The organism is Paraburkholderia sp. BR10923, assembly GCF_040948765.1.
GTDB lineage: Bacteria > Pseudomonadota > Gammaproteobacteria > Burkholderiales > Burkholderiaceae > Paraburkholderia > Paraburkholderia youngii.
Map to the genome: position 1 here is coordinate 20,003 of NZ_JBFPKO010000027.1, position 20,002 is coordinate 40,004.

Consider the following 20,002-nt stretch of genomic DNA (forward strand, 5'->3'; position numbering starts at 1 on the left):
CCTTCGTAGACTTCCCGTGCGAACCACCTAGCCGCGCTTTGCCGCAGTCGTGACGATCACGTTCCACGAGCCCGGCTTCAGGCGCGCCGTCAGTTTTTCGCCATCGACCGAGATCTTCTCGTTGGTTGCGGGCACGACCGTCAGCGGCGCTTCGCGCGTATTCACCGCCTTCATGTTCGGGTGGTGAAGTTCGAGCGCGTGATCGAGCGTGCGCTCCACGCCGAGGCCGCGCAATTCGATGCTGAGGTCCATCTCGTCGGTCAGGTGCCGGTTCAACGCGAAGATCGTCGTGGTGCCGCTCGCGCGGTCGTCGACTACGGCGGCGCACAGGTAGGCGATTTCGGAAAAGGTCTCGGCCTCGTAGGCCGGCGATTCGATCACCGGCTTGAGCACGCGGCCGTGACCGAACTTCGACGCCTGCGAGAACGGATAAAAGATCGTCTGCCGCCAGGCGGCTCCGCCCGGCTCGGTCATGATCGGTCCGATCACGTTGACGAGTTGCGCGAGGCACGCCGTTTTGACGCGATCCGCGTTGTTCATCATCGTGATCAGTGCGCTGCCGACCACCAGCGCGTCCTCGGCGTTGTAGACCTCCTCGATCAGGCGCGGCGCGCTTGGCCAGCCCGGTTTGCGCAGATCGTTGATCGAGCGCGCCTTGTACCAGACATTCCATTCATCGAACGACAGCATGATGCGTTTGCTCGAATGCTTGCGCGCCGCCACGCTGTCCGCAACGGCGACGATCTCCTTGATGAACAGATCCATCACGTCGATGTTGCCGAAGAATTCCGCGGTCGAGTCATGACGGTTCTCGAAGTACGTGTGCAAGGAGATGAAGTCGACCTGATCGAAGCAGTGTTCGAGCACGCGATCTTCCCATGCTCCATAGGTCGGCATGTCATGGGTCGACGAGCCGCACGCCGCGAGTTGAATGGTGGGATCGACCGCGCGCATCAGTTTGGCCGTTTCGAGCGCGACCCGGCCGTACTCGTCGGCGGTCTTGCGGCCGATTTGCCAGGGGCCGTCCATCTCGTTGCCGAGACACCAGAACTTGATGTCGTGCGGCTTCGCATAACCATGTTCGTGACGCAAGTCCGATAGCGCGGTGCCGCCGGGGTGATTGCAGTACTCGACGAAATGGCGCGCTTCGTCCGGTCCACGCGTGCCGAGATTGACTCCGTACATAGGCTCGATATCGAGCTCGCGGCACCAGTCGATGAATTCGTTGGTGCCGAACTGATTGGTCTCGACCGAATACCACGCGAGATCGAGCCGCTTCGGCCTTTGCGCCTTCGGGCCGACACCGTCTTCCCAGTTATAGCCCGACAGAAAATTGCCGCCGGGGTAACGGACGATCGTCGGCCCGAGTTCGCGCGTGAGCGCCATCACGTCTTTTCGATAGCCACGCTCATCCGCGTCGGGGTGATCCGGCTCATAGATGCCGGTATAGACGCAGCGGCCCATATGTTCGACGAACGTACCGAACAAGCGCCGGTCAAGGTCCGCGACGACGAAATCCCGGTCGACGACAAGGCGGGAGGTAATCATTGTGATAGGTCCTGTGGTGAGATCGCCTGCGCGTGCCGCGCGATGCGGCACGCCGGCTTTTGAGCTCGGTTGGGTTCGGTGAGGTTCCGTTGAGTTCGGGTCAGGCGCGCGGCCACTACCTGGACAGCAGCTTGTTGACGCGATCTTGCGCATCCTGTTCGACGGCGGCGATCGGCTTGCCCGAGGTCAACATGTTGCTGACCTCGCTGCCGACGATCTCCTGAATCGCGAACTGGCGCGGCACCGTGTTCGGCAGCGCATAGCCGGTGGACGAGATCTCCTTGATCTCCGCGCGATGCGGCAACGCGTTGAACGCCGCGCTATCGACGACCGACTGCCGCGCCGGCAGATGCCCGGTGCGGGCCCAGTCGGCGTCGTGGTCGTAGAGGAACTTGAGGAACACGAACGCGGCGTGGCGGCTCTTGTCGTCTTTCGCGCCGCCCTTGAGCATGACCCATGAGTGGCCATCGGCCCACACCGCTTTCTTCTGGAACAGGTTCGGGAACGGCACGACCTCGTAGCCGTTGTTGGCGAGCGGCGAATCGGCTTTCTTCGACAGATTGGTCAAGTCCTCGATCACCCATGTGCCGCAGATCAGCACCCCTGCCTTGCCGTTCATGAACGCCTGGTTCGACGCACCGTAGTCGAGGTTCGGGGTGATATCGCCCGCCTTCATCAGCCCATCCAGCAATTGCAGCGCATTGGTCACGGGCTTGACGCGCGGATCGATTTTTGTCGGGCCCGACGGGAAGAGCGTACCGTTCTGCTGATAGACCATCGTGTACAACGAGCGGGTCTGCGCGGCGCTCTCGTTGGCGATCGGCATCGTGAGGTACGGCAGACCGGTCTTGTCCTTGAATTGTTTCGCCTGCTTCAGCAGTTCGTCGGGCGTGCTCGGCAGGATCGGCTTGCCGCTCGCGTCGACGAGACCCGCCTTCCTGAACAGATTGATGTTGATATGCCACAGCCACGAATGCGTGTCGAACGGCAACGCGTAGGTTTTGTCGTCGAACGTGACGCCGCGGCGCGCGTGATCCGTGAAGTCCTTCGTATCGATCCCCACCGATTTGAACCCGGTGTCGAGCGGTTCGACGAGCTTGCGCTTCACATAGTCGCCGAGCACTGCTTCGTGCATGACCGAGATCGTCGGTACGTCGTGACTCAGAATGCGCGCATCGATCTGCGTATAGTAAGGAGACCATTCGATGATCTGCGGCTTGACGACGATGTCTTCCTTGTTCGTCGCATTGAACTCATTGACCAGCGTCGTGATGATTCCGCACTCACCCGCGGCCTTGCTCACGTCGTTCACATTGCCGTATTCAGCGTCGCAGGCGCCGAAAAAGCGCGATAGCGTAATTTCGGTTTTGGCCTGAGCGGGAGCCGCGAGGCCGGCCGTCAGACTCAGCAAGGCAAGCAAAAGCGCACCGCGTACGAGCGATCTCTTCATGGTTGTCTCCTGTCGAATACTCGATGAGCCGCGTATTTCCGATCGACACCGCGCGGCCGCTATGGGTTACCGGAGTGACCGGTTCTTTTCAAGCAAGGCGCCGATGTCTGGAAACATCGGCCAGCGGTTCAGCGCACCGTGGTGCCCGCAACGGCGGCCACGATGTACTTCTGGAAAAACAGGTACAGCACGAAGATTGGCAGGCCGGCGAACACGGCTTGCGCCATCAGGTAGCCAATGCCCTCGGACTGCGCGAAATTGCCTTGCGTCGACGCGAGGCCGATCGTCAACGTATACATCTCCGGCTTCGACGCCGACACGAGCGGCCACAGGTAGTCGTTCCACGCGCTGAGGAAGGTGAAGATCGCAAGCGTCGCCTGTGCCGGAATCGACAGCGGCAGCACGATGCGCCAGAACACCTTGAAGCGCGACGCGTTGTCGAGCAGCGCGGCTTCCTCGATTTCGACCGGCACGGCCTTGAAGTACTGGGTCATCAGGTACACGCCGAACGGTGACGCGAGCCGCGGCATGATCAGTGCGCCATAGGTGTTGTGCCAGTCGAGCGACGCGAACAGGCTATGCAGCGGAATCACGAGCGCCTGCTCGGGAACCGCGAGCCCGGCGAGGCAGACCACGTAAAGCCAGCGCTTGCCCGGAAACGTCGTGCGCGCGAAGCCGTAGCCAGCGAGCGACGCGATGACGAGCGTCAGCAGGGTCTGGCCCAGCGCGACGATCGCGCTGTTGACCAACCAGCCGCCGACAGCTGAGGTGCCGATGATGCTGGCGTAGTTCTGCAGCGTGAACGGCGGCGAGAACAGCACATCTGTATGCTGCTGCAGGAAGGCGTTCGGCTTGAACGACAGCGCGAACACCCAGACCAGCGGCGCGATCCACACGAGCGCGAGCAGCACCACGGCGCCCAGCATCACGCGCTCGCCGAGACGACCGGCTAACGAACCGCGCGAACGTTCGGGACCAGCGGGATTCGAAGCGGATTGCATTGCGGCGGTACTCATGCGGGGTCCTTTCTGCGTACGATCCATGACTGCACGGCGATACCTAGCAGCATCAGCGCGAACAGCACCTGGGCCGCGGCAGCCGAATAGCCGAACAACCATTGGCGAAAGCCGGATTCGTAAATGAACTGGACGAGCGGTCGCGATGCATTGTTCGGTCCGCCGCCGGTCAGCAATTGCGCCTGACCGAACAGCTGGAACTGGAACACCGCTTCGATCACCGCAACTAGCGCGACGGTGCGCCGGATCGACGGCAGCGTGATCGCTACGAAGGTGCGCCAACGGGTCGCGTTATCGAGCGCAGCCGCTTCGTATAACTCCTGCGGGATCTGCTGAAGCGCGGCGAGAAACAGCATCATCGGCAGGCCCACGATCCACCACACGGTGACGATCGCGATCATCGGCAGCGCCGTGGCTTCATGGACGAGCGGCACGTACTCGGGGATGTTGAGCGCGCGGCTGACGTCGGCCAGCAGCCCATGACCCGGCATCAATACCAGCTTCCAGACGAGCGTGACGATCGTCACCGACAGCACCGACGAACCGAAGAAGATCGCACGCAGCGCGGCGCAAAATCGGCCCGGCCGATTGAGCACGAGCGCGAGCGCAAGACCGAGCGCGACGAACATCGGCACGGTCATGAACACGAAGTAGAACGTGTTGCGCACGGCGCCGCGAAAGATCGGATCGGACGCGAGGTCTAGATAGTTCTTCAGGCCGATGAACTCGGACGTGCCACCGAGCAGATCGACGTTCTGCAAGCTCAGCCACCAGCCGTACATAAGCGGCACGACCAGCAACAGCACGTAGACGATCACGAACGGCAATACGAACAGCCCGTTCGACCAGGACGCGAGGGGATAGTTGAAACGGCGCTGCCGCGCTTTCGGCAGACCGGCCGTCAGCGGGCGATCAGCCGCCATGATGCGCGCTCCCGTTGGCGTCGAACAGATGCAGATGGGCAGCATCGAGATTCATACGTACCGGGTCGCCGGGCTGCAATTCGTACTCGCGCGGAATCTCGATGACGATCAGCTGATTGCTGGCCAGACTCACGTGCGCGAGCGAACGGTCGCCGAGGCGCTCGATGAATTCGGCGCGCCCATTGAGCGCGCCGGCCGCGTCGATCACCACATGCTCGGCGCGGATGCCGAGCGTGAGTTGGCCCGGAGGCAATCTGCCGGCCGCGATCGTGGTCGGAATCACGACGTTGTCGACGGGCAGGCGCACGCGCACACGGCCGCCGTTTTCGCCGGCCGGTTCGACATCGATGAAGTTCATTGCCGGTGCGCCGATGAAGCCGGCCACGAAGCGCGTGGCCGGACGCCGGTAGATATCGAGCGGCGCGCCGATCTGCTCGATGCGGCCGCGGTTCATCACGACGATGCGTGTGGCGAGCGTCATCGCTTCGATCTGGTCGTGTGTGACGAAGACCATCGTCGAGCTGAGGCGCCGATGGATCCGCGCCAGTTCGACCCGGGTACGCGTGCGCAACGCCGCATCGAGGTTCGACAACGGCTCATCGAACAGGAACGCTTCCGGTTCCTTGACCACCGCGCGGCCAATCGCGACCCGCTGACGCTGACCACCCGACAGTTGCGCGGGGCGGCGCGTGAGCAGCGCATCGAGTTCGAGCATGCGAGCGGCCTCGGTAATGCGCCGGTTGATCTCGCTCGCGACGACGCCCGAGTTGCGCAAGCCGAACGCCATGTTGTCGTAGACCGTCATGTGCGGATAGAGCGCGTAGTGCTGAAACACCATCGCGACGTCGCGCCTCGCCGGCGGCAGGTGCGTGACCTCGCGGCCACCGATGCTGATCTGCCCTTCGCTGACGGCCTCCAGCCCGGCGATCATGCGTAGCAGCGTCGACTTGCCGCAACCGGACGGGCCGAGAAAGACGAGGAATTCGCCTTCATGGATGTTCAGGTCGAGACCGGTGATCACTTCCGTCTCGCCATACCGCTTTGTCACGCCGTTGAGCTGAATGCCCGTCACCGTGCCTCCTTGGGTTATGTCCCGGAACTGCCGTCTCTGTTTGTATTTGTCTGCTTTGATATTATGAAAATATAGTAATTTCGATCGCTTTGATTCGTCCAATCCCTATTTCGATATTGATCTATTCGGATTTGGTATCGGGATATGCGTATTGAATTGCCTTCGCAATACGCAATTCAAAACGAGAATTTGCGGCCGATGCCGAAGCGCTTTCTAAGCCAAAGACAAGGTCGTCCATTCGTGGGCGCGGAACAGGAAAGGTTACCGGCGGGCTTCCGTTGCCATACGGACTGCAAGGCCCGCTAGCACCGTGCCCATCAACCAGCGTTGAAGCGTAATCCACGTCGGGCGGCTCGCGAGAAATCCGGCAATCGAGCCAGCCATAGTCGCAATGGCTGCATTCACGCAGACGCTGATCACGATCTGCGTTGCACCCAGCGCAAGCGATTGATGAAATATGCTGCCGTGCGACGGATCAATGAACTGAGGCAATAGCGACAGGTAAAGCACGGCGATTTTGGGGTTCAGCAGATTGGTGGTGAACCCCATCAGGAACAGTTTGCGACGGCTGTCCACGGGAAGATCGCGGACCTGAAATGGTGAGCGTCCGCCGGGCTTGACTGCTTGCCACGCAAGATAGAGCAGATACATCGCGCCGCCAAAGCGGAGCGCATCGTAGGCGTAGGGTATAGCGAGAACCAGAGCGGTGATGCCGAATGCGGCACACAGCATGTAGAAGACGAAACCAAGGGCGACGCCAGCCAAGGAGATAAGTCCAGCTTGACGACCTTGGCAGATGGAGCGTGAAATCAGATAAACCATATTCGGTCCGGGGGTAAGCACCATGCCGAATGCAACGAGACCGAATGAAAGGAAATGGCTTAGATTGGGCATCGAAAACTCCAAAGTTACGCGTATCGAAGGCGGCGAATTTTCATCCGTGATTTTCCACTAGCTTTGCGGGTTGCCGCCAGCAGATGTTTTGCGAGACTCAAGCGAACGGATGCAGCGCCAGTTCGAGAACCCAGGACGATGAGGAATAGAGAAAGCAACGGCGGAAGGTTTTTGGACTGATCTTCTGCCGCACCATCGAGCCCAACCACATTCCAGCGAGAGCGGGCACGACAGCCAGCAGCGACACGCCGAGCCGGTCAATCATGAACGCGCCACGGGCGAGCATATGAGATTCGATCTCGCGGATCTGCGTCTGTTCGTTTGCGTGGTCGATGCTGGCAGCATTGCAGCCGGGGCCCGACAGGCAAATCTCGCATTGGCGTCGGCAAGCGAGCGGATCAGTAACATCGAGTCGGATGCAGGTGTCGTTCTGCTTGAAAGAAGCCGCCGGGACGTAGTGACCACCGAGGCAGGAGAGGCGCTCGCGCACCATGCGCGTCTGATTCTCCGACAACACAGTCTGTTGCAGGGGGAACTACGCGACTTCGGTGCCGGTGAACGTGGTACGTTGCTGCTGTACGCAAATACGGCAGCGCTTACTGGCCTCTTGCCGCACGCAGCCGGCGATATTGAACGCGCCCCCGCAATCGACCACCGCTGCGGTGGCGCCCAGTTCCGAGGAGTTACCATGCCGCTCGCCACCGCCTCCGCACGGCTCGCCGCCGATGCTCCCAACTATCTCGTGGCCCTCGAAGCCGGCCGCCATGCGCTCGCTGGCGACGAAGGCCCGCACGAAGGCGGTGAGGATCGCGGGCCCGCCCCTTTCGAATTCGTGCTTGCGGGTCTCGCCGCGTGCACGTCCGCGACGCTGCGCATGTACATGCAGCGCAAGGGCTGGCCCGACGGCGCCATCGATGTGACCGCGACGCTGCACGCGGACCAGGAGCGCAACCCGTACATTCGTCGCACCGTCAAAGTGGATGCGCCGCTCGACGCCACGCAACGGGCTCGACTCGCGGAGATCTGCGAAAAGACGCCCGTCACGCTCTTCATCAAGCGCGGCACGCGCATTGACACCACGATGATGGAGCGGTGAAGAGCGGACGAACGCGTACTGCAGGCTAGTTCCCGTCATTGCTCTCATATGGTCGATGCGCTTCGGCAACTGACGTTTGCCTCTCAGTGTTGCCAGAACAGGGCGGGCGGCTGCATACAGCCATCGGAGGGACATACGCAAGGGATTTATTTAACCCTTCAAGTTCCATCCAATCGTGCCGCGCATCGAACAAGAGCCGCATCGGCGACAATCAAAAAAAGCGCGTCAATCAATAAGCGCTTGCCTGCGTCAATCAACATCGGCTGCGCGGCCGAAAACGAGGCGGCGGATTATCTTGACCCGCCCGAGCCCGAACCGCCTCCGCCGTAACCGCCTCCGCCCGAACCGCCTGAGCCGTGACCGCCTCCACCCGGACCGCCTGAGCCGTGACCACCCGCGCCCGAACCGCCTGCACCCGAACTGCCTGCACCCGAACTGCCTGCACCGTGACCGCCTGCGCCCGAACCGCCTGCGCCCGAGCCGCCTGAACCTGAACCGCCTGCGCCCGAGCCGCCTGCCCCCGAACTGCCTGCACCGTGACCACCGGCGCCCGAACTGCCTGTGCCCGAACTGCCTGAACCCGAACCGCCTGCGCCCGAACCGCCTGCGCCCGAACCACCTGCGCCCGAACCGCCTGCGCCCGAACTGCCTGAACCCGAACTGCCTGAACCCGAACTGCCTGAACCCGAACTGCCTGAACCCGAACTGCCTGAACTCGAACTGCCTGCACCCGAACTGCCTGCACCGTGACCGCCTGCGCCCGAACTGCCTGCGCCAGAACTACCGGCGCCGGAGCCGCCTGCGCCTGAACCGCCTGCGCCCGAGCTGCCTGCACCCGAACTGCCTGCACCGTGACCGCCTGCACCCGAACTGCCTGCACCCGAACTGCCTGCGCCCGAACTGCCTGCGCCCGAACTGCCTGCGCCCGAACTGCCTGCGCCAGAACTGCCTGCACCCGAGCTGCCTGCACCCGAGCTGCCCGCACCCGAGCTGCCCGCACTAGAACTGCCCGCACCCGAACTGCCCGCACCGCGACCGCCTACGCCCGAACTGCCGGCATTCGAGCTGCCGGCACCCAAACCACCGGCACCGGAACCGGCCGCGCCTGCGCCGGAGCTGCCTGCACCTGCACTCGAGCCACCGGCACCTGCACCAGAACCACGTCCGCCCGAACCGACCGCGCCTGCACCCGAGTTGCCGGCATTCGAACCGCCCGCACCCGGACCGGCTGCGCCTACCCCTGAACCGCCCGCGCCCAAACCGCCTCCTGCGCGACCGCCTGCAGGCTGCCTTTGAACCAGTTGCAGTGAAGCAGAATTCCGAGAAGGTGCGCCGCGAGTATTCGGAGAAGGTGCACTGCGGTGATCGAGCGAAGCGGAAGACCCGCGTGGGGCGTGCTCAGCACTGCTAGTTGCAGATCCCAGCGCAGGAACTGGCGATGGTCCTGCGACATGATCGGACGAAGACGCTCGTGGCGTCGGCGATCTGGGTCCAGTGATCCCGCTCGCATGCCGCTCGATTGCTCTCACGTCCGGCGCCGAATGGCGGCGAGCTTGTGTAGCGGTATAGCTTGCCTGGTCGGGCCCTCGCGTAACCGACTGCGGCGCAGCACTATCCGGAGTAGCTTTAGCGCCATGATCGGACGGAACGGAAAACGCGGGCGGGGCGAGTTCAGCACTGCCAATCGCGGTTGGGTGAGTGGGAGGCGACGGCGGCAGCGCGACATGTCCGAACCACGTCGTGTGTGGCGCTGGCGACGTGGTTTCGATAATCCCGAGCGCCTGATCATCGTCGAACCGATCGATTTGCGCGACCACACCCATGACCGCGACAGCCAACGCGCTTGCCGACCCAGCCCAAAGCGCGAGATGTCTGCCACGCGAAGGCTGTGCGGTATCGATGTCTGCATCCGGGCTACCTGCACCCGAACCCGGATGCCCGGTCTGCCTGAACATTCCAACACGCTTCGGATCGTTTCGCCTGGTCCTTCCATTCACTACGTTCATCTGCCGTCCCCTTACGGAGAACTCATCGAAATGAGCCGCGGTTCGGCCTGTTCGCCCACGGTTCCGTCACGGCAATGGGCAGCCGTGAATCAGCTTTTCTATCCTAAGCCTTTGAGCTATGAAAACGTCCGCCATCTTCGTGGCTGATCTGGACTAGTGGCCGGAATCGCCCTCCGGCGCACCTCTGCGCAATCCCTCCAATGTCGGCGGCGACTCATGCAGACGGAGCATTCGCTGTGCCTGATCGGTCGCATCCCAATGAAGCTATGAGATCGTGGACATAGCATGGGCATACACGGCTCAACAGGGTCCGTGCCGGGCGGGGTTGTGGTTTGCGTCGCCTTAGTCCCGCTTGCGTTATGAGGCACTTTGCATGCGCATCACGCAGCGACGGTCACCTGAGCGTGACGGAGACAAACCGGCGAGCATTTTGACGCTGGATCAGCACCGATATCGCTTTCTTCGCCTTTTCTTCCACTGCGCTCGCTTGCTCCCGGGATTCGATCAGCTCGCCATTGAAGGACAGGACGATATCGCCAGTGCGAATGCCAGCCGTCGCCGCAGGTCCGGTCACCTGGTCCACCATCATCCCTTCCGGAAGATCATTCGCCCGCTTCTCGTCGTTGTTCAGCGGATGCATCGTCAAGCCAAGGCGATCCGGTGCGGCGCTTGCACTTTGGGTCGGAGGGGGATTCGACGCTGCGTCAGGGGTTTGCACGGCGCTTGGGGTTGCGCCGGGCGCGCCGACGATGATTTCAATCGTCATCGGCTTTCGGCTGCGGATCAGCGTGAGCGTCGTCTTCGTTCCGGGCTGCAGCCCGGCGGCATACTGGGACAGTTCGGCCGAGCGAGCGATCGTCCTGTTGCCAATCTGCATGATCACGTCGCCAGGCCTAATGCCACTCGCGGCGGCCGGCGTACCAGGCGTGACGACGTTGACGAGCGCCCCGGCCGGCCGTTGCAGGCCAATGGCCACCGCCAACCCAGGTCCGACGTCCTGAACCTCTACACCAAGAATGCCCGCCGGGCCATTGCTCTGGGTTTGCAACTGCGCTCGCACCTTATTCGCCGAGTTGATCGGAATCGCAAAGGTCAGGCTCGGGTACCGCTCCGCGTCCGGATAAACCTGCACGTCGATGCCGATCACGTCGCCCGCCCGGTCAAACAAAGGACCGCCCGAATTGTCGGGACTGGCGGCGACCTCGGTCTCGAAAAAGGGAAAACTGCTGCCGTCGGGCAACAGGCGCGACGTGGCGCTAACAATGCCAGTCGTAACGGTGTTCTGGTAACGGTCGGGCGATCCGATCGTCAGCACCTGTTCACCGACGCGCACGCGCGACGAGTCACCAAGCTTGACGGTCGGCAGCGTCGCAGCATCGATCTGAATCACCGCAACGTCGCTATCTGTGTCGACGACGAGCACCTTGCCTTTGAACTCCCGCCGGTCGGTCAGACTGACCGTGACTTCGTCCGCCTGATCCACCACATGTGCGGTGGTCAGAATGAGGCCATCGGGGCTGATGATGAAACCGGAGCCGGTGCCCGTTGTCACGCGAGCAATATTGCGTTGCGGCTCCGGGGATTGCGGCGCGACGCCGCTGAAAAACGCGGCAATCGGATCGTGGGGGCCGATGTCCTCAGGGGGCGGCGCCGATGTTTGCTTCTCTGCAGCCGTTGCGCGGATATGGACTACAGCGGGCCCGTATCGCTCGACCATGGTGGGGAAGTCAGATGGCGTCGTGGCATTGGCCGGTGCAACCAACTTCCCCTGGGCGGACTTGGGCGAGGCGTTGTCGCCGGCGAGCGCAGCTGGCAAGAGGCACGGACAGCCGCCCAGAAGTCCAGCTACCACCGCAGCATGGAGCAAGGTGCGATTCAAGGTCCGGCGGAACACGGCGCCTCCGAGGCGGTCGTCATCGCAGCGTATCGAAGTCTGAAGCGACCAAGGCTAACAGCGATGGCGAACAGGACAGACGCTGATGAAATAATTCTATGCCTCTGGCGGCGCTCCGGTGTGACACGGCTCGCCACGAAGGCAAAATCACCCAGTTCTGGCGCGCCAGAATATAGAGAATGACGTGGATGACTGAGACAGCTCGATACAACCCAGACCAGCTACGGATTTCGCGAATCGCTTGGCCACGGACCGGTGCAATTTCGTACTTCCTGACTAAAAGCTTAGCCGTTGACCGCTCCCGCCGCGCCGGATTGTTTGCTCTTGCGGCGCAGTTCTTCGGTCGTTTCGCCTCCGCCGTGCGGCAGCCAACCCGGCGGCTGGATCACGTGATTGATCGCGATCCACGGGCTCTTCGCATTGACCATATCGCGAATCAGCGTGGCCCAGTGCTCGAACTCGACGACGAGCGGGTTGCGCGACGTGGTCGGCGTCACGAGACCGTAGCGACACGGTTCGTCAGCGCGTTCTTCCACGTAGGTGCCGAACAGCCGGTCAAAGATGATCAGCACGCCACCATAGTTCGCGTCCAGATAATCGACGTTCGATGCATGGTGCACACGGTGGTGTGACGGCGTATTGAACAGATATTCGAACCAGCCCAGCTTGGGAATGTACGTGGTATGCAACCAGCCCTGGTACATGAGATTGAGGAACAACGTGAGCAGCACGACCTCGGGCTTGATCCCCAGCCATACGAGCGGCGCGAAGAACAGCGTCGAGCCGGTCAGTTTGCCGGTCAGGCCGAGACGATAGGCCGTTGAAAGCGTCAACTGGTTCGGCGAATGGTGCACGGCATGCGTGGCCCAGAAGAAGCGCACGCGATGCGACGCACGGTGATACCAGTAGTAGCAGAACTCCATTCCGATGAAAAGCGCGAACACCATGAGCGCGCTATTGATGCCGACCGTAAAGATGCGATGGTCGTACACGAAGCTGAAAATTGGCGTCGCGACCGAGATCGGCAGCAGCGACATCAGCCTGCGCGCGGCCAGGTCGAACAGTGAGATCCACACCTCGTGCCAGGCAAATGGTGAGGACGCACTCTTCCTGCGGCTCAGCACGACTGCGTCGATCAGCGAAACGACAACGACGACGCCGGTGACGGCAAGAAGAAGTTTTGTGAAGGATTCCATGACGATGCCATATCGGGTGGTGGCGGGAGGTATCGTCTGCGGTGGTGAGGGGTCAGTGCATCGCATCGATACGCGCACTTTAGACAGGGTTCGCGTGACTGGCCACGCAAAAGGTATTTCACCGAGTGTCATGGGATCACTATTCACGGGTCGCGGCGAACAAGGCGATGTGCCGCCGCTTCGCCCTCGTTGACTTCGAGAGCATCCTACCGAATTATTTCAACAAACTTACATCGTGACTGCGCGATTATCGGCAAGACGGCACGCGTAGCCTCCCCGAATCTTTTATTCATAGACGCGAACCTGTCCCCGTCCCCGGCAATATAAGTTGCACCCTTTTGAACTAGACTTGGAAAATGGAAAATCGGGAACGGGAGCGTTAGCCATGAGTGAACCGTGCATCATCTCAGTTGCGATCACTGGCTCAGTTCCGCGCAAGAAGGACAACCCGGCTGTGCCGATCACGATCTCCGAGCAGATCGAAAGCACCCAGGAAGCGTACGAAGCCGGGGCATCCCTCGTTCATCTGCACGTGCGCGACGAACAGGAGAACTCGAGTTCCGACCGATCGAGTTTCGCCGCACTTCAGGACGGCATCCGGAAGCACTGCCCTGACATCATCATTCAGTTTTCGACAGGCGGTCGTGGCCGTTCGTTCGAGCAACGCGGCGCCATGCTCGACCTGCGCCCGGATATGGCGTCGCTGGCAACGGGCTCCGTCAATTTCCCGACTACCGTCTATGAAAATCCGCCGGACTTCGTGCGCGCGCTTGCGCAAATGATGCTCGACTACGATGTCAAACCGGAAATCGAAGTCTTCGATCTGGCAATGTTGTACAGCACGGCAGATCTCGTTCAGCAAGGGCTGCTGAAGTCTCCGGTGCACGTTCAATTCGTGATGGGTGTAAAGAACGCGCTGCCTGCGCGCCGCGAGATTCTCGAGTTCGAGGTCCAGCAACTCAAGACGCTATTGCCGGATGCAACATGGACCGCCGCTGGTATCGGACGACACCAGTTGGAGGTCAATCACTGGACTCTTGAAATGGGCGGGCACTGCCGCACCGGTCTCGAAGACAATGTGCGCTGGGACAAGGACACGCTGGCAAAGAGCAACGCGCAACTCGTTGCACGGGTGGCCGCTTTGTGTGATGAATACGGCCGGCCGGTGGCAAGTGCGGCCAAAGCGCGCGAAATGCTCGATCTTCCTCCGAGATAGGCCGACGGGGCGGGCCACTCGCTCTCGTCCGGCGTCCGCGTAAGGGGGCGCCTGAATGCGCTACTCAGCCCGACCGGGGCTCCGAGCCGTAGGTATTCGCTCAATGCTCCCGGCGTCGGGCTGTCGCTTCGTCTCCAGGTTTTGCAGCCCGACCGCATAATCGCGCTACGATACGCGTCGCACTTTGTCGAATCTCATACTCCGTCATGCTCGAACGCTTTCATCTCACCCTGATCCGCGAAGTGGACCGGCAGGGCTCGCTCACGGCGGCAGCCGGTGCGCTGCATCTGACGCAATCAGCGCTGAGCCATACCGTCAGGAAGCTCGAGCAGCAACTCGGCACGCCGGTCTGGGAACGTGACGGCCGCAACCTGCGCCTCACGCAGGCGGGTCAGTATCTGCTGTCGCTCGCCGATCGGCTGCTGCCGCAGTTCGAGCACGCCGAAGCGCGCATGAAGCAATACGCGAACGGCGAGCGCGGCACACTGCGCATCGGCATGGAATGTCATCCGTGTTACCAGTGGCTGCTGAAGGTCGTGTCGCCGTACCTCGCGCGCTGGCCCGATGTCGATGTCGACGTCAAGCAGCGCTTCCAGTTCGGCGGCATCGGCGCGCTGTTCGGCTACGACATCGACGTGCTCGTCACGCCTGATCCGCTGAAGCGGCCCGGCCTCAGCTTCGAACCCGTGTTCGACTACGAGCAGGTGCTGGTGGTGGCCGACGGGCATCGGCTGGCCAACGCGCGTTACGTGGAGCCCGAACAGCTCGTCGATGAAACGCTGATCACCTATCCGGTCGACACCGACCGCCTCGATATCTACAACCTGTTCTTGCGCCCCGCCGACGTCGCCCCGCGCCGTCACAAGACGATCGAGACCACCGACATCATGCTGCAGATGGTCGCAAGCAAGCGCGGCGTGGCCGCGCTGCCGCGCTGGCTCGCCGAGGAATACGCCGACCGTATGCCGGTGGTCAGCGTGAAGCTCGGCAAGGCCGGCATCGCCAAGCAGATTTTTCTCGGCACGCGCGATGCGGATGCGTCGCTCGACTATCTGGGTTCGTTCGTCGAGTTCGCACGCAAGTCGAACTGGAAGGGCTCGAAGCCGCGGCGCTAAAGGTTGCGTGCCGCGGGTCACACGCGGACCCGCGTTCCGTCATAGCGCGCGGCACGCTTCCGCGCAACGGCGACACGCATCGCTGCAATCCTGGCAATGCTGCGCCGGATGACGCGCGCATTCGTCGGCGCAGACATCGCAGAGGCGCGCGCAGAGGTCGCAGAAATCGCGCATGAACTGCGTGTCGCGCGCGAGGGCCTCCGAAGTCAAGCGGCACAGCGCTGCGCAATCCATGTCGAGCCGGATGCATTTTTCCATTTCATCGAGATGCCGCTCAGCGATGCACGCGGAGTAACACCGGGTACAGGCGCTCGCGCAACGGTCGAGCGCGTCGATACAGTCCTGGGGGGTCATTGCGGTTCCTTGGCACATGATGGTGCGGCAACTCCGCGGCTGCGCGCGTCAACCGTCCTCGCCCACTTCCTGCGGCTCGGGCAGATCGGGGAGATCTTCGGTGGTTGGCGGCTCCGGTTCGCCCGGCATGTTCGTCAGGTCCGTGTCGTCGTCGTTGGCGGGCGTCTGTTGCACGGAATGCTGCGTTGCGCTCATGGTCTGCTCCTTCAGGTTTCGTTCGATATGCCTGTCAGTGAGCATGCGGCAGACCCGCGACGCACCACAATCGGCCAGGGACGCCGATGCGGCGCATGTGCGTCATGGGATCGGCATCGGGCGATTGGTTGCCGCGCTGTCCCGAGCGCGCGTTATTTACCTTCACATTCGACGCGTAAGCCTCCTTCGAGCGGTGCTCCCTGAAAAAAGGCGATCACCCGACATTGCGACGTGATCGCCATTAAGCGTTTCTGGAGAAACGCTGTCCCCGAATCCGTAGGGGACGTCGCAGTATACGAACACTATGTGGCGTCGTGCTGTGTCCCTAAGCGTCGAGTAACGGACACCTGCAGTCCGGGACTGGCGCGACTATCATGAAGGTGGGCACGCGCTTATCATGCCCTTCACGCGCTGCCCGGGTGTAATTCAGCGGCCGGCACAGGTAACGATGCCGGCCTTTTTGTGTCAGCGCCGCTCACCGCGTGGCCGCCAGCACGCGCACTGGAATCGATTTCGCCCCCGGCACCTTGCTCTCTTTCGCGTAGTGCCACAGCGGCAGCAGCGGATTGCATTCCGGGTAATAGCCGCCGATGCATCCCTGCGGCACATCGAACGGCACGACGCTCAGCCCGTCGACGCGGCGCTCGACACCGTCGTCCGCGATCGTCTCGAGGCCGATGCGGTCACCGTGCGCGAGCCCGCGCTTCTCCATGTCGGCGGGATTCATCAGGATCACCATGCGCGAACCCTTGATGCCTCTGAAGCGGTCGTCGAGGCCATAAATGGTCGTGTTGAACTGGCTGTCGCTGCGCAGAGTCATCAAGCGCAGCGAATCGGGCTCACGCTCGGGCATGTCCGGATCTTCGCCGATCGAAGTCGGCACCATGAACTCGGCCTTGCCGCTTTTGGTCTTCCACTTGCGCTCGCGCGCGGGCAGCGGCCGTATCACACCGCCGGGTGTCCACATGCGTGACTCGAAATCACCGAACATCTCGGGCCACGTCTTCGCCATTTCCAGCCGTACCCGCGAATAGTCGTCGCGCCACGCATCCCAGTCGACGCTCGAGCGCTCGCCGAGGGTCGCCTTCGCGATGCCCGCGACGATGAACGGCTCCGAGCGGATCGTCGGCGCGGCCGGTTCGGCCATGCCATGCGAACCATGAAAGTGCGCCGTGCTGTCTTCCATCGACACCGCTTGCGCGCCGCTCGCCTGCCGGTCGATCTCGATGCGGCTCAGGCACGGCAGCAGATACGAGCGCTGGCCGTGCACCAGGTGGCTGCGATTGAGCTTGGTCGCCACATTGACGGTCAGCCCGAGCGCGGCCCAGGCCGGTTCGGTGCGCACCCGGTCGGGCACCGAGCGCACGAGGTTGCCGCCGAGGTTGATCATCGCGTTGACCTTGCCATCGAGCATCGCCTCGAAGGCTTCGACGATGTTCATGCCTTTCTCGCGCGGCGGCTCGAACGAAAACTGCCTGGCCAATTGATCGAGCGGCGCGAGTTCCGGCTTTTCGGTGATGCCGACCGTGCGCTGACCCTGCACGTTCGAATGACCGCGCACCGGCGACGGCCCCGCGCCCGGCTTGCCGACATTGCCGCGCAGCAGCAGCAGATTGCACAGCATGCGCACGTTTTGCACGCCCATCCGATGCTGCGTGACACCCATGCCATAGTGGATCATCACCGCGTTCGCCTTCATGTATTCGTTGGCGGCCGCTTCGAGCGCGGTGCGCGGCAAGCCGCTCACGCGTTCGATGTCGTCCCAGCTCGCCGCGCGCGCGTACTGCGCGAACTGCTCGTAGCCGTTCGTATGCTCGCGGATGAAATCGACATCGACGACCCGCGCGCCGCCCGTACTGACCGCGCGATCGTCCGCTTCGATCACGAGTTTGCAGATGCCGAGGATCGCGGCGGTATCGCCACCCGTCTTCACCTGATGGTATTGCGTGCTGATCTGCGTATCGGTGGGTGTGAGCATGTCGACCGGTGACTGCGGATTTGCGAAATGCAGCAGCCCCGGTTCGCGCAAAGGATTGAACGTGATGATCGGCACGCCGCGTTTGCGCGCGTCCTGCAACTGATGCAGCATGCGCGGGCTATTCGTACCGACGTTCTGGCCGAAGAAGAACATCAGGTCGGTCTTCTCGAAGTCGTCGAGCGAGACCGTGCCGACGCCAACGCCAATCGCTTCCTTGAGCCCGACGCTGGTGCTCTCATGGCACATGTTCGAGCTGTCGGGCAGATTGTTGGTGCCGTACATGCGCGCGAAAAGCTGCAGCATGTACGAGGTTTCCAGCGATGCGCGGCCCGACGTGTAGAACACCACGCTGGCCGGGTCGAGCGTGCGCAGCTCGGCGCCGATCGCATCGAATGCCTGCTGCCACGACACCGGCACGTAGCGGTCGGTAGCCGGGTCGTAGCGCAGTGGCTCGGTGAGCCGCCCCGCTTCCTCGAGATCGTGATCGTGCCACTTCGCAAGCTCGCAGACAGTGTGGACCTCGAAGAAATCCGGCGTTACGCGTTTGGCCGTCAGATCCCACGCAGTGGCTTTCGCGCCGCTTTCGCAGAACTCGAACGTATGCGGATCGGCCGGCTTCGCCCACGAGCAGCTGACACACATAAAACCGTCGGGCTTGTTTTGATGCATCAGAACCTGGCTATCCTTCAGCGGTGCTTTTTCCCGAAGCAGGATCGTCGCGACCGCCTTGACGGAACCCCATCCACCCGATGCGTAGGGGTATGCAGCGCTTTTGGCTTCATTGCTCATGACTCCACCCGTCTGGTCAAAAATGTCACGTCATGATGGGTCAGCACGTCACGTTCCCGGCTGCGGCGTCGGGCGGTACGGTGATTGCTGCGCCGCTGATTACGGATGAAAGACCGGTTCGACGAGCTGTCGCTAGCCAGCGTCGGCCAACTGGCAGGAGAAGATCATGACCACTGTTGCAGAAGTGATGACACGCAATCCAGCGTCCATCGGACTCCGCCTGACCGTACGAGAAGCTGCACAATTGATGACTGAACTGAACGTCGGCGTGCTACCCGTTTGCGAGGACGGGGAGGTCGTGGGCATGCTGACTGACCGGGATATCGTGACGCGCGCGGTAGCGCTAGGAGCGTCGCCCGAGGAAACGATAGAAGGAATCGTCAGTGGTGAACCGATCTGCTGCTACGCAGACGACGACGTCCAGGCCGTCAAGGACAGGATGGCGGACGCGCAAGTCCGCCGGATTCCCGTCGTGGATCAAAGCGACCACCTGATCGGAATCCTTTCCCTCGGGGACCTTGCCACGCGCTCCGATGACGAAATTTCTTCAACGCTGGGGGCGATTTCCACGCCTTGCGAACCGGAGCGCTAAAGCAGCAATACGCGCCGTGAGCTCAACAGCCAGCCATTCGACGGGGGTGTCGGCGTCGCGTGATCTATCCCCGGCGTACGTAGTGATCGGATACGACGTGGCGCCCATCGATCCAGGCGATCGCGAGTTCCGTCGCCTGGACATGAGCGTCGTTCGGCTCCGCGAAATCGCCGTCGACGCCCAGCGTCCGCGCTTCGCCTGTCTGGTCGGTCACAATGGCTGCCGCCCTATAGCGATCGCTGTCCGCGGGAGTAACGACTGATCGGATCAGCAAACCGCGGTACTTGGTAACTTGATCGGTTTTCATAGAGTCTCCCTATGGTGAAGGTCTCTTCCATGAAGCGCTGTCGTCGTCGCGCGCGTCGCGCACCTGCAGCACACCAGCCTCGATGCGCACCGGAAACACCGCCACGTCTTCGTAGGCCGGCGGAGCCAGCACCCTGCCGGTTCTGATACAAAAACGGGCGCCATGACGAGGACATACCACTTCATCATCCTCGACGGCACCGCCAGTCAGGATGCCGCCGTCGTGCGGACAGGTATCTTCGATCGCGTAGCAGACGCCATCAAGATTGAACACCGCCACCTGTGTGCCGTCCACATCGACGCTGCGTACCGAACCCGGCGGGAAATCCGTCATCGCCGCGACTTCGACCCAGTTTGTCATG

The 20,002-nt window shown here is 62.2% G+C and carries 20 protein-coding genes and 1 pseudogene; 7 read left to right on the plus strand and 14 right to left on the minus strand.

Translation table 11 applies throughout. The annotated features are described in order from the left end of the window. Window positions 1–27 precede the first annotated feature (27 nt). The 7 genes from AB3X94_RS34075 to AB3X94_RS34105 all read right to left on the minus strand — a co-directional run bounded on the left by AB3X94_RS34075 (window position 28) and on the right by AB3X94_RS34105 (window position 7,189). Window positions 28–1,548, minus strand: a complete 1,521-nt coding sequence (locus AB3X94_RS34075) for an alpha-N-arabinofuranosidase (RefSeq protein ID WP_368613791.1) — start codon at window positions 1,546–1,548, stop codon at window positions 28–30. Between the two features lie 115 nt (window positions 1,549–1,663). Then, window positions 1,664–2,998, minus strand: coding sequence for an extracellular solute-binding protein (locus AB3X94_RS34080; RefSeq protein ID WP_176111702.1), 1,335 nt, complete (start codon window positions 2,996–2,998; stop codon window positions 1,664–1,666). 128 nt (window positions 2,999–3,126) lie between these two features. Continuing rightward, window positions 3,127–4,014, minus strand: coding sequence for a carbohydrate ABC transporter permease (locus AB3X94_RS34085; protein ID WP_217710251.1), 888 nt, complete (start codon window positions 4,012–4,014; stop codon window positions 3,127–3,129). Beyond that, complete coding sequence (locus tag AB3X94_RS34090; RefSeq protein WP_176111701.1) at window positions 4,011–4,937, minus strand: carbohydrate ABC transporter permease; 927 nt, start codon at window positions 4,935–4,937, stop codon at window positions 4,011–4,013. Before AB3X94_RS34090 ends, AB3X94_RS34085 begins: the two co-directional genes overlap by 4 nt. Beyond that, window positions 4,927–6,009: an ABC transporter ATP-binding protein gene (locus AB3X94_RS34095; protein WP_368613792.1), complete on the minus strand. Its 1,083-nt coding sequence runs from the start codon at window positions 6,007–6,009 to the stop codon at window positions 4,927–4,929. Before AB3X94_RS34095 ends, AB3X94_RS34090 begins: the two co-directional genes overlap by 11 nt. A 261-nt stretch (window positions 6,010–6,270) precedes the next feature. Continuing rightward, window positions 6,271–6,903 (minus strand): LysE family translocator, encoded by a 633-nt coding sequence (locus tag AB3X94_RS34100; protein WP_176111699.1) that lies wholly within the window; start codon window positions 6,901–6,903, stop codon window positions 6,271–6,273. Between the two features lie 97 nt (window positions 6,904–7,000). Continuing rightward, window positions 7,001–7,189 (minus strand): hypothetical protein, encoded by a 189-nt coding sequence (locus AB3X94_RS34105; RefSeq protein ID WP_176111698.1) that lies wholly within the window; start codon window positions 7,187–7,189, stop codon window positions 7,001–7,003. Here AB3X94_RS34105 and AB3X94_RS34110 point away from each other — a divergent pair. From AB3X94_RS34110 to AB3X94_RS34125, 4 genes and pseudogenes are all read left to right on the plus strand, one after another. Further along, window positions 7,190–7,321: pseudogene (locus AB3X94_RS34110) on the plus strand (LysR family transcriptional regulator); the annotation flags it as partial. 270 nt (window positions 7,322–7,591) lie between these two features. Continuing rightward, the gene (locus AB3X94_RS34115; RefSeq protein WP_176112009.1) at window positions 7,592–7,999 is read left to right on the plus strand and encodes an OsmC family protein; all 408 of its coding nucleotides are present in this window, start codon (window positions 7,592–7,594) and stop codon (window positions 7,997–7,999) included. Between the two features lie 295 nt (window positions 8,000–8,294). Beyond that, window positions 8,295–9,002, plus strand: a complete 708-nt coding sequence (locus AB3X94_RS34120; protein WP_368613793.1) for a hypothetical protein — start codon at window positions 8,295–8,297, stop codon at window positions 9,000–9,002. Window positions 9,003–9,723: 721 nt separating this feature from the next. Continuing rightward, window positions 9,724–10,152 (plus strand): hypothetical protein, encoded by a 429-nt coding sequence (locus AB3X94_RS34125; RefSeq protein ID WP_368613794.1) that lies wholly within the window; start codon window positions 9,724–9,726, stop codon window positions 10,150–10,152. Between the two features lie 247 nt (window positions 10,153–10,399). Here AB3X94_RS34125 and AB3X94_RS34130 read toward each other — a convergent pair whose 3' ends face one another. Both AB3X94_RS34130 and AB3X94_RS34135 read right to left on the minus strand, forming a co-directional pair. After that, window positions 10,400–11,899 carry a trypsin-like peptidase domain-containing protein gene (locus AB3X94_RS34130; protein ID WP_176111695.1) on the minus strand — a complete coding sequence of 500 codons (1,500 nt, stop codon included), beginning with the start codon at window positions 11,897–11,899 and terminating at the stop codon, window positions 10,400–10,402. 284 nt (window positions 11,900–12,183) lie between these two features. Continuing rightward, window positions 12,184–13,095, minus strand: a complete 912-nt coding sequence (locus AB3X94_RS34135; protein WP_368613795.1) for a sterol desaturase family protein — start codon at window positions 13,093–13,095, stop codon at window positions 12,184–12,186. A 385-nt stretch (window positions 13,096–13,480) separates the two neighbouring features. Here AB3X94_RS34135 and AB3X94_RS34140 point away from each other — a divergent pair, with 385 nt between their 5' ends. Further along, window positions 13,481–14,311: a 3-keto-5-aminohexanoate cleavage protein gene (locus tag AB3X94_RS34140; RefSeq protein ID WP_176112008.1), complete on the plus strand. Its 831-nt coding sequence runs from the start codon at window positions 13,481–13,483 to the stop codon at window positions 14,309–14,311. A gap of 206 nt (window positions 14,312–14,517) precedes the next feature. Next, window positions 14,518–15,426 carry a LysR family transcriptional regulator gene (locus AB3X94_RS34145; protein ID WP_176111693.1) on the plus strand — a complete coding sequence of 303 codons (909 nt, stop codon included), beginning with the start codon at window positions 14,518–14,520 and terminating at the stop codon, window positions 15,424–15,426. A gap of 39 nt (window positions 15,427–15,465) precedes the next feature. Here AB3X94_RS34145 and AB3X94_RS34150 read toward each other — a convergent pair whose 3' ends face one another. The 3 genes from AB3X94_RS34150 to AB3X94_RS34160 all read right to left on the minus strand — a co-directional run bounded on the left by AB3X94_RS34150 (window position 15,466) and on the right by AB3X94_RS34160 (window position 18,742). After that, entirely contained in the window at window positions 15,466–15,780 is a 315-nt protein-coding gene (locus AB3X94_RS34150) for a four-helix bundle copper-binding protein (RefSeq protein ID WP_176111692.1), read from the minus strand. A 48-nt stretch (window positions 15,781–15,828) separates the two neighbouring features. Continuing rightward, a complete protein-coding gene (locus AB3X94_RS34155) occupies window positions 15,829–15,975 on the minus strand; it encodes a hypothetical protein (protein ID WP_368613796.1) in 147 nt (48 codons plus the stop codon). A gap of 475 nt (window positions 15,976–16,450) precedes the next feature. Further along, window positions 16,451–18,742 carry an FdhF/YdeP family oxidoreductase gene (locus tag AB3X94_RS34160; protein WP_368613797.1) on the minus strand — a complete coding sequence of 764 codons (2,292 nt, stop codon included), beginning with the start codon at window positions 18,740–18,742 and terminating at the stop codon, window positions 16,451–16,453. 166 nt (window positions 18,743–18,908) lie between these two features. Here AB3X94_RS34160 and AB3X94_RS34165 point away from each other — a divergent pair, with 166 nt between their 5' ends. Continuing rightward, entirely contained in the window at window positions 18,909–19,334 is a 426-nt protein-coding gene (locus tag AB3X94_RS34165) for a CBS domain-containing protein (RefSeq protein ID WP_368613798.1), read from the plus strand. A 64-nt stretch (window positions 19,335–19,398) separates the two neighbouring features. Here the strand turns inward: AB3X94_RS34165 and AB3X94_RS34170 are convergent, their stop codons facing one another. Together AB3X94_RS34170 and AB3X94_RS34175 are read right to left on the minus strand one after the other, a co-directional pair. After that, window positions 19,399–19,641 carry a hypothetical protein gene (locus AB3X94_RS34170; protein WP_176111688.1) on the minus strand — a complete coding sequence of 81 codons (243 nt, stop codon included), beginning with the start codon at window positions 19,639–19,641 and terminating at the stop codon, window positions 19,399–19,401. 9 nt (window positions 19,642–19,650) lie between these two features. Further along, on the minus strand, window positions 19,651–20,001 hold the full coding sequence (locus tag AB3X94_RS34175) for a Rieske (2Fe-2S) protein (protein ID WP_368613799.1): 351 nt from the start codon (window positions 19,999–20,001) through the stop codon (window positions 19,651–19,653). Between the last annotated feature and the right edge of the window lies 1 nt (window position 20,002).

Excerpts from the sequence above, each read along its gene's own strand:
- AB3X94_RS34075 (WP_368613791.1), bottom strand. The coding sequence starts at position 1,548 with ATGATTACCTCCCGCCTTGTCGTCGACCGGGATTTCGTCGTCGCGGAC.
- AB3X94_RS34080 (WP_176111702.1), bottom strand. The coding sequence starts at position 2,998 with ATGAAGAGATCGCTCGTACGCGGTGCGCTTTTGCTTGCCTTGCTGAGT.
- AB3X94_RS34085 (WP_217710251.1), bottom strand. The coding sequence starts at position 4,014 with ATGAGTACCGCCGCAATGCAATCCGCTTCGAATCCCGCTGGTCCCGAA.
- AB3X94_RS34090 (WP_176111701.1), bottom strand. The coding sequence starts at position 4,937 with ATGGCGGCTGATCGCCCGCTGACGGCCGGTCTGCCGAAAGCGCGGCAG.
- AB3X94_RS34100 (WP_176111699.1), bottom strand. The coding sequence starts at position 6,903 with ATGCCCAATCTAAGCCATTTCCTTTCATTCGGTCTCGTTGCATTCGGC.
- AB3X94_RS34105 (WP_176111698.1), bottom strand. The coding sequence starts at position 7,189 with ATGCTCGCCCGTGGCGCGTTCATGATTGACCGGCTCGGCGTGTCGCTG.
- AB3X94_RS34115 (WP_176112009.1), top strand. The coding sequence starts at position 7,592 with ATGCCGCTCGCCACCGCCTCCGCACGGCTCGCCGCCGATGCTCCCAAC.
- AB3X94_RS34125 (WP_368613794.1), top strand. The coding sequence starts at position 9,724 with ATGTCCGAACCACGTCGTGTGTGGCGCTGGCGACGTGGTTTCGATAAT.
- AB3X94_RS34135 (WP_368613795.1), bottom strand. The coding sequence starts at position 13,095 with ATGGAATCCTTCACAAAACTTCTTCTTGCCGTCACCGGCGTCGTCGTT.
- AB3X94_RS34140 (WP_176112008.1), top strand. The coding sequence starts at position 13,481 with ATGAGTGAACCGTGCATCATCTCAGTTGCGATCACTGGCTCAGTTCCG.
- AB3X94_RS34145 (WP_176111693.1), top strand. The coding sequence starts at position 14,518 with ATGCTCGAACGCTTTCATCTCACCCTGATCCGCGAAGTGGACCGGCAG.
- AB3X94_RS34150 (WP_176111692.1), bottom strand. The coding sequence starts at position 15,780 with ATGACCCCCCAGGACTGTATCGACGCGCTCGACCGTTGCGCGAGCGCC.
- AB3X94_RS34155 (WP_368613796.1), bottom strand. The coding sequence starts at position 15,975 with ATGAGCGCAACGCAGCATTCCGTGCAACAGACGCCCGCCAACGACGAC.
- AB3X94_RS34160 (WP_368613797.1), bottom strand. The coding sequence starts at position 18,742 with ATGAGCAATGAAGCCAAAAGCGCTGCATACCCCTACGCATCGGGTGGA.
- AB3X94_RS34165 (WP_368613798.1), top strand. The coding sequence starts at position 18,909 with ATGACCACTGTTGCAGAAGTGATGACACGCAATCCAGCGTCCATCGGA.
- AB3X94_RS34170 (WP_176111688.1), bottom strand. The coding sequence starts at position 19,641 with ATGAAAACCGATCAAGTTACCAAGTACCGCGGTTTGCTGATCCGATCA.
- AB3X94_RS34175 (WP_368613799.1), bottom strand. The coding sequence starts at position 20,001 with ATGACAAACTGGGTCGAAGTCGCGGCGATGACGGATTTCCCGCCGGGT.